This is a genomic window from Campylobacter sp. RM16704, from assembly GCF_000816245.1.
Lineage (GTDB): Bacteria > Campylobacterota > Campylobacteria > Campylobacterales > Campylobacteraceae > Campylobacter_D.
The window spans coordinates 345,148-361,642 of sequence record NZ_CP007769.1 but is presented as its reverse complement, the minus strand read 5'-3'; the positions used below and the strand labels follow the sequence as shown (position 1 = coordinate 361,642).

General features: G+C 28.6%; 17 protein-coding genes and 1 tRNA gene. 3 read left to right on the top strand and 15 right to left on the bottom strand.

Annotated features, from left to right (window positions below):
* Positions 1 to 7: 7 nt before the first annotated feature.
* From ccoO to CAQ16704_RS01885, 10 genes are all read right to left on the bottom strand, one after another.
* Positions 8 to 673, bottom strand: a complete 666-nt coding sequence (gene ccoO / locus CAQ16704_RS01930) for a cytochrome-c oxidase, cbb3-type subunit II (protein WP_039666653.1) — start codon at positions 671 to 673, stop codon at positions 8 to 10.
* 11 nt (positions 674 to 684) lie between these two features.
* Positions 685 to 2,151 (bottom strand): cytochrome-c oxidase, cbb3-type subunit I, encoded by a 1,467-nt coding sequence (gene ccoN, locus CAQ16704_RS01925; RefSeq protein WP_039666652.1) that lies wholly within the window; start codon positions 2,149 to 2,151, stop codon positions 685 to 687.
* Between the two features lie 105 nt (positions 2,152 to 2,256).
* Entirely contained in the window at positions 2,257 to 2,919 is a 663-nt protein-coding gene (locus CAQ16704_RS01920) for a sulfite exporter TauE/SafE family protein (RefSeq protein WP_039666651.1), read from the bottom strand.
* Positions 2,916 to 4,034 carry a glutamine-hydrolyzing carbamoyl-phosphate synthase small subunit gene (carA, locus tag CAQ16704_RS01915; protein ID WP_039666650.1) on the bottom strand — a complete coding sequence of 373 codons (1,119 nt, stop codon included), beginning with the start codon at positions 4,032 to 4,034 and terminating at the stop codon, positions 2,916 to 2,918. Before carA ends, CAQ16704_RS01920 begins: the two co-directional genes overlap by 4 nt.
* The gene (locus CAQ16704_RS01910; protein WP_039666649.1) at positions 4,031 to 4,582 is read right to left on the bottom strand and encodes a DUF507 family protein; all 552 of its coding nucleotides are present in this window, start codon (positions 4,580 to 4,582) and stop codon (positions 4,031 to 4,033) included. The genes carA and CAQ16704_RS01910 overlap by 4 nt, the downstream gene beginning before the upstream one ends.
* Before the next feature lie 61 nt (positions 4,583 to 4,643).
* Positions 4,644 to 5,162, bottom strand: coding sequence for a MotE family protein (locus tag CAQ16704_RS01905; protein WP_039666648.1), 519 nt, complete (start codon positions 5,160 to 5,162; stop codon positions 4,644 to 4,646).
* Positions 5,159 to 5,578, bottom strand: a complete 420-nt coding sequence (locus tag CAQ16704_RS01900; protein ID WP_039666647.1) for a flagellar FliJ family protein — start codon at positions 5,576 to 5,578, stop codon at positions 5,159 to 5,161. The genes CAQ16704_RS01905 and CAQ16704_RS01900 overlap by 4 nt, the downstream gene beginning before the upstream one ends.
* Positions 5,575 to 6,825 carry an adenylosuccinate synthase gene (locus CAQ16704_RS01895; protein WP_039666646.1) on the bottom strand — a complete coding sequence of 417 codons (1,251 nt, stop codon included), beginning with the start codon at positions 6,823 to 6,825 and terminating at the stop codon, positions 5,575 to 5,577. Before CAQ16704_RS01895 ends, CAQ16704_RS01900 begins: the two co-directional genes overlap by 4 nt.
* 24 nt (positions 6,826 to 6,849) lie before the next feature.
* Positions 6,850 to 6,947, bottom strand: a tRNA-Sec gene (locus tag CAQ16704_RS01890).
* 81 nt (positions 6,948 to 7,028) lie between these two features.
* Entirely contained in the window at positions 7,029 to 7,274 is a 246-nt protein-coding gene (locus CAQ16704_RS01885; RefSeq protein WP_039666645.1) for a helix-turn-helix domain-containing protein, read from the bottom strand.
* Positions 7,275 to 7,373: 99 nt separating this feature from the next.
* On the opposite strand from CAQ16704_RS01885, the gene CAQ16704_RS01880 reads away from it, so the two are divergent.
* From CAQ16704_RS01880 to CAQ16704_RS01875, 3 genes are read left to right on the top strand one after another with little or no spacing between them, the layout of a single operon-like run.
* A complete protein-coding gene (locus CAQ16704_RS01880) occupies positions 7,374 to 7,670 on the top strand; it encodes a hypothetical protein (protein WP_039666644.1) in 297 nt (98 codons plus the stop codon).
* 12 nt (positions 7,671 to 7,682) lie between these two features.
* Positions 7,683 to 7,850, top strand: a complete 168-nt coding sequence (locus CAQ16704_RS08250) for a hypothetical protein (protein WP_158336262.1) — start codon at positions 7,683 to 7,685, stop codon at positions 7,848 to 7,850.
* A gap of 1 nt (position 7,851) precedes the next feature.
* The gene (locus CAQ16704_RS01875; RefSeq protein WP_039666643.1) at positions 7,852 to 8,934 is read left to right on the top strand and encodes a hypothetical protein; all 1,083 of its coding nucleotides are present in this window, start codon (positions 7,852 to 7,854) and stop codon (positions 8,932 to 8,934) included.
* Positions 8,935 to 8,953: 19 nt separating this feature from the next.
* On the opposite strand, the gene putP is transcribed toward CAQ16704_RS01875, so the two are convergent.
* The 5 genes from putP to CAQ16704_RS01850 form a co-directional block, all read right to left on the bottom strand.
* A complete protein-coding gene (gene putP / locus CAQ16704_RS01870) occupies positions 8,954 to 10,435 on the bottom strand; it encodes a sodium/proline symporter PutP (RefSeq protein ID WP_039666642.1) in 1,482 nt (493 codons plus the stop codon).
* A gap of 11 nt (positions 10,436 to 10,446) precedes the next feature.
* Positions 10,447 to 13,944, bottom strand: coding sequence for a proline dehydrogenase / 1-pyrroline-5-carboxylate dehydrogenase (locus CAQ16704_RS01865; protein ID WP_039666641.1), 3,498 nt, complete (start codon positions 13,942 to 13,944; stop codon positions 10,447 to 10,449).
* Between the two features lie 140 nt (positions 13,945 to 14,084).
* Positions 14,085 to 15,116, bottom strand: a complete 1,032-nt coding sequence (selD, locus tag CAQ16704_RS01860; RefSeq protein WP_082020046.1) for a selenide, water dikinase SelD — start codon at positions 15,114 to 15,116, stop codon at positions 14,085 to 14,087.
* Positions 15,113 to 15,691 carry a sulfurtransferase-like selenium metabolism protein YedF gene (gene yedF, locus CAQ16704_RS01855; RefSeq protein ID WP_039666640.1) on the bottom strand — a complete coding sequence of 193 codons (579 nt, stop codon included), beginning with the start codon at positions 15,689 to 15,691 and terminating at the stop codon, positions 15,113 to 15,115. Before yedF ends, selD begins: the two co-directional genes overlap by 4 nt.
* A 49-nt stretch (positions 15,692 to 15,740) precedes the next feature.
* The gene (locus CAQ16704_RS01850; protein ID WP_039666639.1) at positions 15,741 to 16,469 is read right to left on the bottom strand and encodes a ModE repressor domain protein; all 729 of its coding nucleotides are present in this window, start codon (positions 16,467 to 16,469) and stop codon (positions 15,741 to 15,743) included.
* Positions 16,470 to 16,495 lie beyond the last annotated feature (26 nt).

The window sequence follows — 16,495 nt, the reverse complement described above, 5'->3', positions numbered from 1 at the left end:
TTTCATCCTATTTTAAACTATTAAGATACGCAATCAATGCTACGATTTCTCTAATTTCACCTCTAGCAAACGCATCTTTAACATCTTGGTTTTTCATCTGATCTACGATAATTTGAGCTTCTGCTTTAACTTCTGCTTGAGCTTCTTCCCAAGTACCAAGTTTGGTACCATCTTCACTATCATAAGGCACATTGAAAACTTTTTTTACAGTTAGTGCTTCTGCATAAGCTGTTTCTATATTTGCATTATTATTAAACATATGCTTATAAGCTGGCATAATAGAACCAGGTACTACAGATACTGGATCCCACATATGGTTTTCATGCCAATCAGTAGTTCTAAAATTGCCTATACGCAACAAATCAGGTCCTGTTCTTTTTGAACCCCATAAGAATGGCCTATCATAAGCATATTCTCCACTAACCGAATACATACCATAACGATCAGTTTCTGATTTAAAAGGACGAATAAGTTGAGAATGACATGCATTGCAGCTTTCTTTTATATAGGCATTACGCCCTGCAAGTTGTAATACAGTATAAGGTTTTTTTCCTTCAATTGGTCTTGCATTTTGTGCAAAATCAGGTAAAACTTCTACAATTCCCGCATAAGCAATCACAATAAATACCGCTACAGCAAAAAAGAATGGATTTTTTTCTAACCAACTAAACATATTTTTCCTCCTTATGCTGCCATAGGTGAAGCACTTTTTGGCTCTTTATCAAGCACTTTACCTACTACGATTGATTTATAAATGTTGTAAATAAACATAAAAAAGCCTACTAGATACAATAATCCACCTATTGCTCTAATCCAATAATAAGGAATAATAGCTTCAACAGTATCAATGAAAGTATAAAGTAAGTTACCATACTCATCAGTTGTTCTCCACATCATACCTTGAGTAATACCAGCTATCCACATTGAACTAAAATACAATACTATACCTGTAGTTTGAATCCAAAATTGAGCTTCCATTAGTGATTTACTATATAGTTCTCTTTTAAACATTCTAGGCACCATGTGATAAAGTGCTGCCATAGTCATAAAGCCAACCCAACCAAGCGTTCCATCATGAACATGTCCTGGAATCCAATCTGTAAAATGTGCTAAAGCATTTACTGATTTAATTGAAAGAATTGGGCCTTCTAAAGTTGAAAACATATAAAAAGTTGAAGCTAAAATCATAAATTTAATCAATGGACTTTCTCTTAATTGACCCCACTCACCTTTCATAGTAAGCAAAATATTAATTGCCGAACCCCAAGAAGGCAAAATAAGAACCACTGAGAAAACAGAACCCATAGTTTGCATCCAATCAGGCACAGTTGAATAAATTAAGTGATGACCTCCGGCCCATAAATAAACAAACATTAAACCCCAAAATGCAAATAATGATAATTTATAAGAAAAAATTGGCTGTCCGCTTTCTTTTGGTAGGAAATAATAAATTTGAGCAATAATACCAACAGTAAATACAAATGCGACAGCATTATGTCCATACCACCATTGAACCAATGCATCATTTGTTCCTGCATACATAGAAACACTGTGCCACCAATCACCCATTCCACTTACAAAATAAGTAGGTACAGACATATTATTAAATAAATAAAGCATTGCTATACCTAAAAATGTAGCTATATAATACCAAAGCGAAACATATAATGTTTTTTCACGGCGAATTCCAATAAGTCCAAAAATACTTACACCCCATAAAACCCATATTAAAACTACTAATATATCAAGTGGCCATTCAAGTTCAGCATATTCTTTTGATGTACTAATACCTGCAAACAAAGTAATCACAGCTATAATCATAGTAATCATATAAAGCCAAAAGTGTAATTTACCAATAAACATCAAAAAGCTTGATTCTGCCATGCTAACTTTCAATACGCGCTGACCAATATAATACCAAGTAGCCCATATTCCTGAAAGCATAAAACCAAAAATCACACCAGAAGTATGTAGTGGTCTAAGTCTTGAAAAAGTACCATATTCACCAGCTAAGTAATTTAAATCTGGATATGCCATTTGAAAGGCAATAAATGTTCCAATAGCCATACCAATAACACCAAACAATAAGGTAGCAAACATAAAATATTTAGCAACCGTATAGTCATAGTTCAATGCATTTCCTGGGTGCATTTCCTCTCCTTATTTTTTTTTATGCATAAGCAATCTGTGTATTATACGACAATTAATATCTTTTTTTGCTTAAACTATTTTAAGTATTTATCATTTATTAATAAACTATCTTGTAAAAGTAAAACCAATATAGGAAAAATATAAACCATAAGCAAAAATTAAAACATAAGAAATGAAACTTGATATTTTTTGAAATTTATCATTTAGTGTTTTAGAAAAATATGCAAAAAATACAAGAGCAGGTAGAGTAGAAAGTCCAAATATCAACATAATCAAAATAGATAAATATACATCTTGCACACTCATACTAAATGCAATATAAAAATAAACTAAACCGCATGGAATAAAACCATTTAAAAAACCAAGTAAAATAGTGCTTTTTAGAGATTTTTGTTTTATCAATTTAAGAATATTATTTCTTATAATACAATCAAAAAATATAGAATTTTCAAAAAAAGCTAGTAATTTTCCTTTAAAAATTAAACCAATAGCCAAAAACATCATAAAAATTCCAATGCTAAAAAACAATAACCCTTTTGCAAATTCATTAAAATTAAACAAATTTCCAAAAATTCCAAAAAAAACACCTAGGCATATATAAGCAAAAATTCGTGAAAAATGGTAAGATAAAATCAAAATAAAAAAAGGAAGTTTAATTTGTTTTGCAAGTTGAGTGTAGGCTAAAACAAAACCTCCACACATTCCATAACAATGACCAAAACTTGAAAGAAAAGCTATACTTGCTAAAGCAATAAAATCTAAATTCACAAAAGCTCTAAAAATTCTTTAAAAATATACTTACTCTCATGTGGTCCTGATGAGCTTTCTGGATGGTGTTGTACTGATATAATAGGATAATTTTTATATCTTACACCCTCTACATTATCACCAAATAAATTTCTATGAGTAATTGTTGCAACCTCTGCTATTTCTTCAGGGACATTGTAGTTGTGATTTTGTGCTGTAATTTCTACTATATTATTTGTAAGATTGATTACTGGATGATTTGCACCATGTTGACCAAATTTCATTTTATAAGTTTCATAACCAAAAGCATTGCTTAAAAGTTGATGTCCTAAACAAATACCTAGCATAGGAATTTTAGCCTCTGCTAGTTTTTTAATCTCTGTAATTTCATCTTTTAAAATTTTTGGCTCACCTGGTCCATTTGATAAAAATATACCATGAATTACACCTTTTTGATATAAATCAATCAAATCTTTTGCCTTAGTATTATAAGGAAAAACTTCTACTTCAAGCCCAACATTTACAAGTTCATTTAAAATATTTTCTTTAACACCATAATCAATCACAGCTACTTTTTTGCCACTTGTTTTTACGCTCTCATAAACTTTTTTACTATGATTCCAAGCACCCTTACTATGCATATAAGAGTTTTTAGTACTAACTTGTGCTACATAATTTACCTCATCAATTTTAGCACTAGAAAGAAGTATTTTCTTAAGCTCTTCTTTGTCTTTAATTTCAGTAGATATAACTGCTCTTAAATTACCTTGATCTCTAATCATTTTTACCAAAAATCTAGTATCAATTTCGCAAAGTCCTATTTTTTTATGTTTTTTCATATAAGCATCTAAAGAATTATTTGCTCTAAAATTAGAATACTCTTTATTTAATTCTCTCACAATTATTCCACTTGCAAATACTTCTTTGCTTTCATTATCTTCATCATTTACACCAACTACACCAATTTCAGGCATTGAAAATACTACAAATTGTCCTGCGTAAGAAGGATCTGAAATGATTTCTTGATAACCTGTTAAAGAAGTATTAAAAACAAGTTCTCCAAAAAAAGTTCCACTTTCTCCAAAAGCCTTAGCACTTAAAAAAACATCGTTTTCTATATAAATATAAGCTTTCATAAAAGTCCTTTTTTTCTAAGTTCTTCTTGATATAATTTTTCAAATACCAACTCATATTCTTCAGAGCCTGGAATAAGTTTTCTTTTATAGTTTGAAATTTTTTCATATACTACATCTTCTAATTTTTCATATTCTTTTAAGTAAGCCATAATACTTGAAAATATTAAATTTTTTACACGATTTTCAGAAACATTGAAATTGATTAAATCTTCATCTATCAAATTTTTTAAAATTTTATGTGAAATATTGTTATATCTATCTTCACTATCAAGTATAAATTTAAATTCACTTGCTAATTTTTTCTTGATCATCCAAAACATATTTTTTCTGTCTATTTGCATAAATTCAATTTCATCTTCTTGGCTTTCTAAAAGCTCTTTTGCTTTTTCATCAAGCTTACGTTCGTTTAACACATCAATTTCTAAAATTTCTTTTGTGATTTTTATAAGTTTTTGGTTGTCATCTTTGATTTTAACAAAAGAAGAATGCATTAAATCTAGTATTATTTTATTTGCTATGTAAGGTATATGAGCTGGTTTAATACGCATTTTTTCACCTTTTTATTTTTATTGAAATAATACTAAAAAAAAGGTAAAAACTGCTTAAAAGTTATTGCGAACTTGCATTTTGATCTAAATTTTTTAAAAGTAATGTCAAATCTGAAGCTTTTTTAGGATCCATTTTAGCCATAATAGAAGAAATCTTTCTAGGATCAAGTGAAAGTAAAATTTTGGATGCTTCTTCGCTATCCATTTCACTAAGTATACCAGCAACTGCAACATCCTTCATTTTGGCATAAATTTCTGTAATGCGTCCCATTGTTTTCTCATTAATTGTTTGTAAATTTTGCTTAGTTGCTTCTAAAATTCGCTCATTTTGTTCTTTTAAAGTTTTAATTTGCTCTAAACTTGCATTAATATCAGCTTCTTTTTGAACTAAAGCTTGCATTTTTTCTTTTTGTAAAGCTTCAAAAGACGCTTTATATGCTTCTAAATTTTGTTTAGCTTCATCATATTCTCTTATTTGATCTTGCATTTGCTCTTTTCTTGCCTCAAAATATTTCTCGCAATTTTGCTGTGCATTTAAAATACTTAAAAAAACTAATAGATATATTATTTTTTTCATTATTTATCCTTATTAAAATGTCTTGTTATGGCAAGCTCATCTATAAATTTTTCTTCTTCTTTTTGTAAAGCCTTTTGAATTTTTTTTAATTCTTCATTTTCTAATACTTTTATTTTTTCAAATTCTAAGTGGGCTTTTTTATACAAATGCTGATAATGCATGAGTTCTTTTTGAGTTAAATCTAACTTTTGTTTGATTCTTTGCTTACCTTCTCTTGCTATTTCTTGCATTTTTAAAGAAGATTTTAAAAGTATCACTGAACCTTTATTGGCTAAAGATAAACTTTCACAGGTTTTAGAAGCTTCTTTGAGTTCCTCTTCACACTGCAAAAGCTTTTGTCTTGTTTTTGTTAAATTTGCTTCTGCCTTATCAAGCTGTTGTTTTCTAAGCTTAATCACAGAAGAATATTTGCTTTTCATAAAATAATTGTATCTTCTCTTTCAGGACTTGTAGAAATATAACCTACTTTTATTCCACTTAACTCTTCTAAGCGTTTAATATATTTTTTTGCATTTTCAGGCAGTAAATCATAATCTCTAATTCCTGCAACTTTATCCCAGCCTTCCATTACTTCATAAATAGGTTTAGCGTTTTCTAAGTCACAAGGCACATAATCTATTTCTTGTCCTTTATACTCATAAGCTTTACAAATCTTAACGCTTTCAAATCCATCTAAAACATCAAGTTTCATTAAAGACAAAGTATCCAAACCATTTAATCTTGCCGTATATCTTACAGCAACCGCATCAAACCAGCCACACCTTCTTTTTCTACCAGTACTTACACCAATTTCTTTTCCAATAAGTCCTATTTTTTCACCATCTTCACCTAAATCTTCACTTGGAAACGCTCCGTTTCCTACTCTTGTTGTATAAGCTTTTACTATACCTATAACTTTTCCAATTTCCTTTGGATTTAATCCCAAACCACTTAAAGCTCCAGCTGAAATAGTTGTTGAACTAGTTACATAAGGATAAGTTCCATGATCAATATCAAGCATAGAACCTTGTGCACCTTCTAAAAGCACCTTTTTATCTTCATCTAAAGCCTTCCAAAGCATTCTTGTAGTATCTGTAATATATGGTGCTAAAACTTCTTTAAAGCGTTTTAAATCTTTTAAAACCACTTCATAACTTGGCATATCAACACCAAGTGTAGCAAAATAAGTCTTTTTAAGTTCGAAATCTTTCATTAAATTCTCACATAATTTTTCAGGCTCTAAAAGCTCACCTACTCTATGCCCATTACGGCTAATTTTATCTTCATAACTTGGCCCTATACCTTTACCAGTTGTACCTATAGCCTTATCACCCTTAAGTCTTTCTCTTGCTTGATCAATTAAAGCATGATGATTTAAATTTAAATGTGCTCTATCACTTATAAACAATCTTCCTTCTAAATTTTCAAATTGAGCCATTTCGCTAATTAATACATCAGGATTAACCACAACTCCATTTCCAATAACATTAATACATTGTTTATTTAAAACACCAGAAGGAACTAAATGTAAAGCATATCTTATACCATCGACCCATATAGTATGACCCGCATTATGTCCGCCTGCACTTCTGCATACATAATCATAATTTTCGCATAATTTATCTACTATTTTGCCCTTACCTTCATCACCCCATTGGATTCCAACGACAATATCTGCTTTACTCATAAAAACTCCATTTTGACTTAAATTTGGCGAGAAGGTGAGAGAATCGAACTCCCCAAAGAATAGTCAACTACCCTTTCATCTGATTTGAAGTCAGTGGCCATCACCAGATAAGCTAACCTTCCAAAAGAATTATTATACCTTAACATTTTTTAATTAAAACAAAAATTAAATCAATGAAATGTCTAAATTAATGTGGTTTATTTTTATATCCCTTTAAAAAATTCCATCAAATCTACTTCTAAAATTTGTGAAATTTTCAACAGATGTTCTATATTAAAATGTTGTTTTTTATGATAAATTTCAGCACAAGATACAAGACTCACTGACTTATGACCCATAGCTAATGATAATTCTAATTGAGTAATGTGTTTTGTTTCTCTAATTTTTTTAACATTTAAACCTATTGTTTTATAAGCATTCTCAATATAATCTTTATCTATATTTTTCATTACAACTTGTTATAGTAAGTTTTTTTTAATTTTATTTTTAATAAAATATGTTTTCAACTTGTTATAACAAGTTTTTATTTTACAAATAAAGGAAAGATTATGTTAAAAAAAATATCTTTACTATCTAGCGTATTAGTTTTTTGTGCTTGTTCATCTTCTACAGAAGAAAAAATAACAAAACAAATAACCAATGCATGCGAATATGTAAGTATGGATAGAAAAATATGTTCTTGTTTATCTAAAGAAATTGTAAAAAAATTTACAGAAGATGAATTAAAAATAATAGGCATGAATTCTATAGAACTACAAAAACATCCTCAAGAATTTAATCATATTCAGGAAAAAATAATGTATTTAATGAATGATCAAAGTCTAATTGAAAAATGTATTAAGTAATTAAGGAAAATAATGTCATTAAAAGTAAAAATAATTATTATATATTTTATAATAGCAATTATTAGAGGTATGTACTACCAACTTACAACAAATACAGATACGAGTAGTTATGGAATAGGTTATGTAATAGGTGTTGGTTTGGGATGGCCTATACAATTATTATCATGGTTTTTTAATTAAAATGAAAAATTTAAGCACATTTATATCTACAAATAACTCTGATAAAATTTACATAAAGCCAAATATACCAAAGCCTAAACTTTTTAATGCAATAAATTCTTATGCCCCAGGAATAGATCCTAATGAAGTAGAAATTTTAATCGATGAAACACTATTTGGAAGTTCTAAAAATGGAGCAATTATTACACAAGTATATTTTATTTGTAAAGAAGATTTTGAAGATATATACTCTATAGAGCTTCAAAATCTACAATCTTTTAAAATAAAAAAAGGACTGACAGGTAATAAATTATATATTAATGAAAAATATATTATGACATTCACACAAGCTAGTTTTAATGAACTAGAAAATATTTTTAAAAACATAAAACTATACTTAAATCAAAAAGATTTTATTGATATATCAACAAAATCGAATCAAAATCTATGTATATTTAAAAATATATCGCAAAATAATTTAGAAAATATTTTTAAAATACATAATAGCCTTTTAGTTAAAGGATTAAAATATTTTACATATGATGAATCAAATAATATTAGTGATTTAATATCTAAGTATTATATTAATAGCTTTACATATATACAAAAAAAATACATAAACAATCAAACAAAAGAATATTTTAAAAATGATTTTGCATATTTTGAAATAATAACAATGTTAACCATTCTACTGGAAAGAGAAATTGCAACAAATTTCAATATACAAGAAAATAATTTAAAAAATATAATAAACCAAGGTTTATATAAATTAATGCAAGATCGAAAAATGATCAATTTAATAAATATAAATATGCAATCATATGATTATAATATATATAACATAATAGAATGTTTCTCCATAAAAATGTTTTTAAACAATTTTTATGAGAAAATAATATTTCCACAAGAAATTGAACAACATTTACAAAACGAAAAATTGTTGATTTTTTTACAAAAGCTATTTAATGATAATTTTGATATTGAAAACTCATTCGATACTCTTTTTGAAAAACTTTTAAAAATTTTTACACCATGGATTCAAGATGTAGAGCTTAAATTTTTTGTAGAAAATACGGCAAGTAATATTATAGATAAACTAATCTAAAAAAGATTAGTTTATCCAACTACAAATGTTTTAACATAGTTTCATAAGCTGCTTTAGTTCCTGGACGCACTTTTGTTACTAAACTTACTAAAATAATTACAATAGAAGCAGCTAAAAATCCAGGGATAATTTCATAAATTGGGAAATTAAGCCACTCAGCTAAGAAATTTTTATATGCTACTACCACAACTGCACCTGTAATCATACCTGCAATAGCAGCATATCTAGTCATTTTTGACCAAAACAACGAAAAAAGCATCACTGAACCAAAACTTGCACCAAATCCTGCCCAAGCATAAGCTACTATGCTTAAAACACTTGAGTTTTTATCAGTTGAAATGATGAAAGCTATTACAGCCACAGCTAAAACTCCAAATCTACCCAGAGTCATAACCATCTTATTAGATGCTTCTTTATTGAAAATTCTTTTATAAAAATCTTCTGCTATAGTTGAACTTGAAACAAGTAGTTGCGAACTTGCTGTACTCATAATAGCAGCCAAAATCGCACTTAATAAAATACCTGCTATCCAAGGATTAAAAAGAAGTTGAGACATTACGATAAAAATCTTTTCAGGATCTTGTAAACTAAGTTCAAATTTACTTACATAAGCTATACCTAAAATACCTATAAAACAAGCACCAATTAAAGATATAATCATCCAAGAAATTCCTACAAAAGTAGCAGTTGGAATGTCTTTAGTTGATCTTATAGACATAAAACGCACCAAAATATGTGGCTGTCCAAAATACCCAAGTCCCCATGAAAGTGCTGAAACTATGCCCAAAAAACTTAATCCTTCTCCCATAGAAAAAGTATTTGGTTTAATTTCTTTAACTATATTCATAGCCTCATCGAAACCACCCAAATGATAAATCATTACTATAGGCACGATAATCAAAGCACTCATCATCAATAAACCTTGAATCAAGTCCGTCCAACAAACAGCCTTATATCCACCTAAAAATGTATATGCAACTATAATCACAGTTCCTGTAGTAAGTGCATAGTCATATTGAATTCCAAAAGTTGCTTCAAAAAGCTTTGCCCCACCTACAAGTCCAGAAGAAACATAAAAAGTAAAAAATATCAAGATAACAATAGCACAAACTACTCTTAAAATATGCTTATCATCATCAAATCTTGTTTCAAAATAATCTGGAATTGTAATAGAATCTGCAATCACACTAGTGTAAATTCTAAGTCTTTTTGCTACAAAAGTCCAGTTTAAAAACGCACCTATGCTAAGACCTATTGCAATATAACTTTCAGCCAAACCACTTACATACAAAGCTCCCGGTAAGCCCATTAAAAGCCAACCACTCATATCAGAAGCTCCTGCACTGAGTGCAGAAACTACTGGACCCATAGAACGACCACCTAAAAAATAATCTTCTGAGTCTTTGTTTTGCTTATAAAAATAAAAACCTATAAAAAGCATTAAAGCTGAATATGCGACAAACATTATCGCAATTTGTGTATTAATTTGAACTACTTCCATTTATTCTCCTTTCATTTTAAAGCACGAATACCTAAATTTCCATAACGATGGAAAGATATACTCAAAGCTTTTTCATTATGATATAAAAGTAATTCAAAGCGACCATTCATTAAAGGTTTAGTATTAGCAATGATTTTTGCACAACTTGCTGCTTTTTTGAAAACTTCATCGTTTACATTTAATGGAGCAAAATAACGAATTCTTTCATAATCAGCTATTTTTCTAAGGAAATTTTCTTCATTTTCTTTAAGGAATAAAGTTTTTGAGCTAATTTTTTGATTAATCTTTTGCACTAAATCCATTTTTTCATGCTCATCATAACTTAAAATAAGATCAATATTTAGTACGCTAGCTGCCAAAATAACCCCTAAAATATCTTTTAAGCTATCATCTTTATGCACTCTATAAGCAATATTTTTAACCTTTGTATAAGAGAAAAGATTATCCTCACCTCTAATATTGACATAATCTTTCGCACTCGCAAATTCATGCTTTGCATGATAAGCATAACTTCTAGCCATAGCTTTAATAACTTCAAAATCTGCTTTATCTTTTTCATTTAAATCAAGGCTTAAAGCATTCAAATTTGACACTAATTCATTATCTAAAAGATTTTGATCAGCTTGACTTTGTTCTATATCCATAAATTGGGTGATATAATTATAAATTCCCACCTTTCTACCAAAACCGATTGCAGATTTTTTAATACCACCAAAAGGTTGTCTAAGAACTATAGCACCAGTTGTTGGTTTATTTATGTAGATATTTCCTGCTTCTATGTGAGTGTGAAAATATTCCCATTCTCTCTCATCTAAACTTTCAAATCCAGCTGTCAGACCATAACCTGTGGAATTTACTATATCAATAGCTTCTTTTAAATCTTTTGCTTTCATTACAGTTAAAATTGGAGCAAAAAGCTCATTCATATGTGTAAAATCACCTTTTTTTGTACCATATTTAATCCCTGGAGTTAAAAGATAAGGATTGTCATCTATAAATTTAGGTTTTAAAGCCCAACTTTCATAAGGAGCTAGCTCATCTAAAGCTTTTTGTAATTTTGCATCTGGTTTATCTGCTAAAGCACCAAGTTTATTTTTAAATACAAAAGGATTTCCAACAGCCATAGAACTTGCAGCATCTACTAAAGTCTTTTTAAATTCTTCGTCTTCATAAACTTCTTCTTCTAAGACAAGCAAGGAAGTAGCTGAGCATTTCTGACCTGAATTTGAAAATGCTGAATGAATGATATTTTTAATCGCACTATCACGATCTGCAAATTTAGAAACAATAGTTGCATTTTTACCGCCTGTTTCAGCACTTAAAAGCAAGGTTGGATTAGCTTTAAGCATTGCATAAGCTGTTTCTTCTCCACCGGTTAATACTGAAAATTTCACGCTTTGATCAATAAGCAAATATTTTGATATATCACTACCTTTAGCAGGTAAGAAAATCAAAGCATCTTTAGGAATTCCTGCATCCCAAAAGCACTTACAAAGCATATAACCTGTTAGCATAGACAAAGATGATGGTTTATAAATCACTCTATTTCCTGCAGCAAGTGGAGCTGCTATAGTTCCTACTGAAATACCTACTGGAAAATTCCACGGAGCAATCACCACACCTATACCTTTTGCTTTAAAAGTAGTATTTGGATTTTGTTCTTTTAATTTTTCTAAAGAATGTGGATAAAATTCTAAAAAGTCTATCGCTTCACTAACTTCAGGGTCAATTTCTAAGAAAGTTTTTCCTACTTCTAATGCCGCTATACCTATTAAATCACCTCTGCGTTCTCTAACAAGTTGGGCAGTTTTTGCTAAAATTTTATAAATTTCATCATGACTTAACTCACTAAAATTTGAATTTTTAGCCACATCTAAAGCATACTTAATCTCTGTTTCGCCAGCTAAGTATGCTTTTCCTATGGTGCGATTATTGATTTTATCTTTTACTTCCACTACTTGTAAATTTTCATTTTTAATTTGCTCTTTTGCAACTGGATATACATCATAATTTTCTAAATTTTCATATTTAGTTCTTATATCTTTAGCCCACTCTCTATTTGCCTTTAAGATAAAATCAGTATCAGGTTCGTTTTTAAATTCTTTGCTCTCATAAGAACTTATAGCTTTTGCTTCATTATTTCTATCTTGAGTTCTGTGAGTAGAATTATCCAAACTAGCAACACCTTCTAAAGATTTTATAAATAATTCTTTTTGTGTCTGCCAGTTTTTATCATTAATTTTAAGATTGAAAAAATATCTCATAAAATTATCTTCACTAGTATTTTCATCAAGTCTTCTTACCAAATATGCAATAGCGTTGTTAAAATGTGCTTCATCACAAACTGGTGCATAAAGTATAAGATCATGCATTTTAGAAAGCTCATAAGAGCATTGCAAACTCATACCTTCAAGCATTTCAAAAGTAAAAGACGATAAAGCTCCCGCTTGTGAAATTCTAGTATAAGCATAAGCTATTTCAAATAAATTGTGACTTGCAATACCTATATTAATATACTTATAATTGTCTCCTTCTAAGACAAAATCAAGCATTTTTTTATAATTACTATCAGTGTCAATTTTTTTATAAAAAGTAGGTAGAGCCCAACCTCTTTGCGAAGCTATAGTTTCTTCACTTTCCATATTTGCACCTTTAACAAAGCGAATTTTTATAGGCTTCATACCTTTTAAAACTCTTTCTTTAGAAAAGGCAAAAAGTTTTTTCAAATACTCATAAGAATCAGGTAAATAAGCTTGCAAAACAATACCTGCTTTAATATCGTATTTTGCAACACTTTCCATAAAAGCTTCAACGGTTAATTCTAAATCTCTAAATTCTTCCATGTCAAGATTGATAAATTTAGACACACCTTGCTTTTTTTCTTCTTCTAGTGCAAGAGCATATAATTTATCCAATCTTTTTACCACCTCATCTTTAGAGTATTCAAAATCAATGATATTGATTTGGGAAAAAATGGTAGTAATCTTAATAGAAATATAAGTAATATAGCTTGTTTTTAATGCTTCTTCGTATTTTTTCATCCTGTAAGCACTCTCAGCTTCACCCAAAACCTCTTCGCCAATTAAATTTACATTTAAAGTGATTTTATCTTCATCTTTTCTTTTACGCATATGAGGCTCTAAAACGCTAGGATTTGCATCTAAAACCATAGCTTTTGTATCTTCTCTTAAATGCTTAATGAAAAATGGCACACTAAGAGTTGGTGCAAATTTTCCAAAATTTAAAAATGAAAAAAGTAAAAATTTTTCAAAAGCACTAAAAAAATCTGCTATACCATATTTATTTAAAGTATGCTCTATGAGTTCAAAACTTGCACTTTTATCCTTACATCTAAAGGATCGGTCTAATAACTCAATCAACATTACTTTATTTTTAGGATTATTTAAAAGTTTTTGCATTTTGGCGTGAAATTCTTTTTCACTTTGAGAAATATTACTTTCTATTTTTTTTTGTAGCTCTTCTGCTAACTGTAAAGCTTTTTGTATCATTTTTTCCTCCATTTTATGGTTAATATATTTTATGATACAAAAAACATTACGAAAATGAACATAATATTTATTTATAATTTATGTATATATGTAAAAAAGTAACAAATAAAAAGAAAAATTATTTATTATAGAATAAAATATTAGCGTAATAATAAATAATTATGAGTATTTTTTACACATCGTGCAATAATTTTTGCTTCTATGTTTTTATCTTTTAGAATTTTTATAGCTTCATTAGCTTCCTTTTCACTCATAGCAGCTAAAAGTCCTCCTGAAGTTTGAGGATCAAAAAAAACTATATCTTTATCATTTTCATTTAAATTTTCAACCCAAGATTTTAAACTATCTTTATTTTTATAAGCCCCTACAGGAATAATTCCCATATTAGCCATTGACAAGACTCCATCCATTAAAGGAATTTCATTTTTATATACTTCAATCATAATATTTTTATTTAGCATTTCTTTTAAATGCCCCAAAAGACCAAAACCTGTAACATCGCTCAATGCATTAAGGCTTTTAAATTCTCTTAATACACGACTTGCATATACATTTAAAAAGCTCATTTGTTCACATGCTTTAATAATTTTTTCTTTATCCATTAATTTTGCTTTTATAGCAGTACTAATAATACCACTACCTATAGGTTTAGTAAGTAAAATCACATCACCATCTTTTGCATTATTATTGGTTATAAATTTATTAGGGTGAACCATACCTGTAACACTGAGTCCAAAAATAAATTCATCATTTTCTATAGTATGTCCACCCACTAGAACAGCTCCTGCTTCTTCAACCTTAGCTCTAGCACCCTCTAAAACTTCAAGTAAAATTTCATTTCCAAAATGACAAGTATCAAAACCTACGATATTTAAAGCATTAATCACTTCAGCACCCATTGCAAATACATCACTTAAAGCATTAGCAGCAGCTATAGCACCAAAATGATATGCACTATCGACCACTGGGGTAATAAAATCAAGCGTTTGCACCAAAGCCAAATTTTCATTTAGCTTATAAACACTAGCATCTTCATTATTGCCAATACTACTTAAAATATTTTTATGCGGTTTTAGAATACCAAGTATTTTGTCAAGACCCACCGAGTCTAATTTGGCAGCTCAACCCGCAGCTTTAACATATTGAGTTAGTTTTTGATCTTTATATATCATAAAGAGATAATCTTAGCCTTTCCAAAAAGTTCATTTAAAATTTCATAAGCATTACCTATTTTACCTATTTTTAAATCTGCACTTTTGCCAAAAAATTCTAAACAAGCTCCGCAACTATATATCTCAATCCCTAAATTTTCAAGCTCTTTCATAGCTTCAAAAGCCATATGAGAACAATCAGTATTAATCAAAACACTATCATTAACGCAAAGAATTTTTTTAGGTTTACTGGGTAAATCTTTTAAGGTTTTTAAAAAACCTAACATTAAATTTTTTCCAAGTTCACCCTCACCAACCTTATCACTTTTTAAAAATAAAACATTATAGTCTTGTAAATTTTGCTCTTGAATTTGATCCATATTGCCATATTTTACAATACTAACAACACTTTCATCATCTAAATCATTAACATAAAATTCTAAATTTAAAGATTTTAAAAATCTTATTACATTTTCTTTAGAAGCTTGAGAATTTAAAAGAATTTCTAATTTTTCATTTCCTTTTAAATTTTCCAAAGCCTTTTTTGTTTCTATCACAGGACGTGGACAAGCTAAATCTCTACAATCAATTTTCATTTTTTACCTTTTTTAAATTAATAATATATTGTTATAACTTGTAAGAAAATTAAGTTTTATCTTTTTTTTGGTTTTTCTTAAAAAATAATTCTTTAAAACGTTTATTAGTGTATTCTTCTACATCTTCTTGTAAAATTTTAAAATTTTTAATTAATTCATAAGCTCTTGGAGTAAGCTTACTACCAGAATCACTTCCTCTACCTTTTTTAGCAATAAGTAATTCTTCTTTCATGTTAGTTTCTAAATCTTGTACATAAAGCCATGCTTTTTTATAATTAATTCCTAGTTGTTTAGCTGCTTGAGAAATACTTCCACATTCTCCAACTAATTCTAAAATATCTGTTTTTCCTTTACCAAAAAGTAATTCTCCGTCAGGATTTTCAATCCAAATCTTACTTTTTATGTTAAATTTTTTTCCTTTTTTTTCTTCAAAACATCCAAGTTCACAGTACTTTACATCAATTTTATAAGTTTTAAGTGTAGCCCTAATATCAGCCATATTAAAATCTTTGGAACATTTTAAAGCATCTTTACAATTTATTCGGCGTTTTTGATCTAATTTTGTTTCTAAATTTTCTAAAATTTCACTTTTTGCTATATTTTTACTTAACTTACCAAACTGACCTAATTCACAATCTGAAATTTTTATTTCAAGTTCTTTTATAGCCTTTAGAAATTTATCTTTAGGATATTGTTTTAAAATTTCCAATGCTTTTTTACAAGGAAGTTTATTATTTTCATCAAGATTTTTTTGAATTTGTAAAACTAGCTCTTCCATAAATTAACCTTGAATAATTATATAAT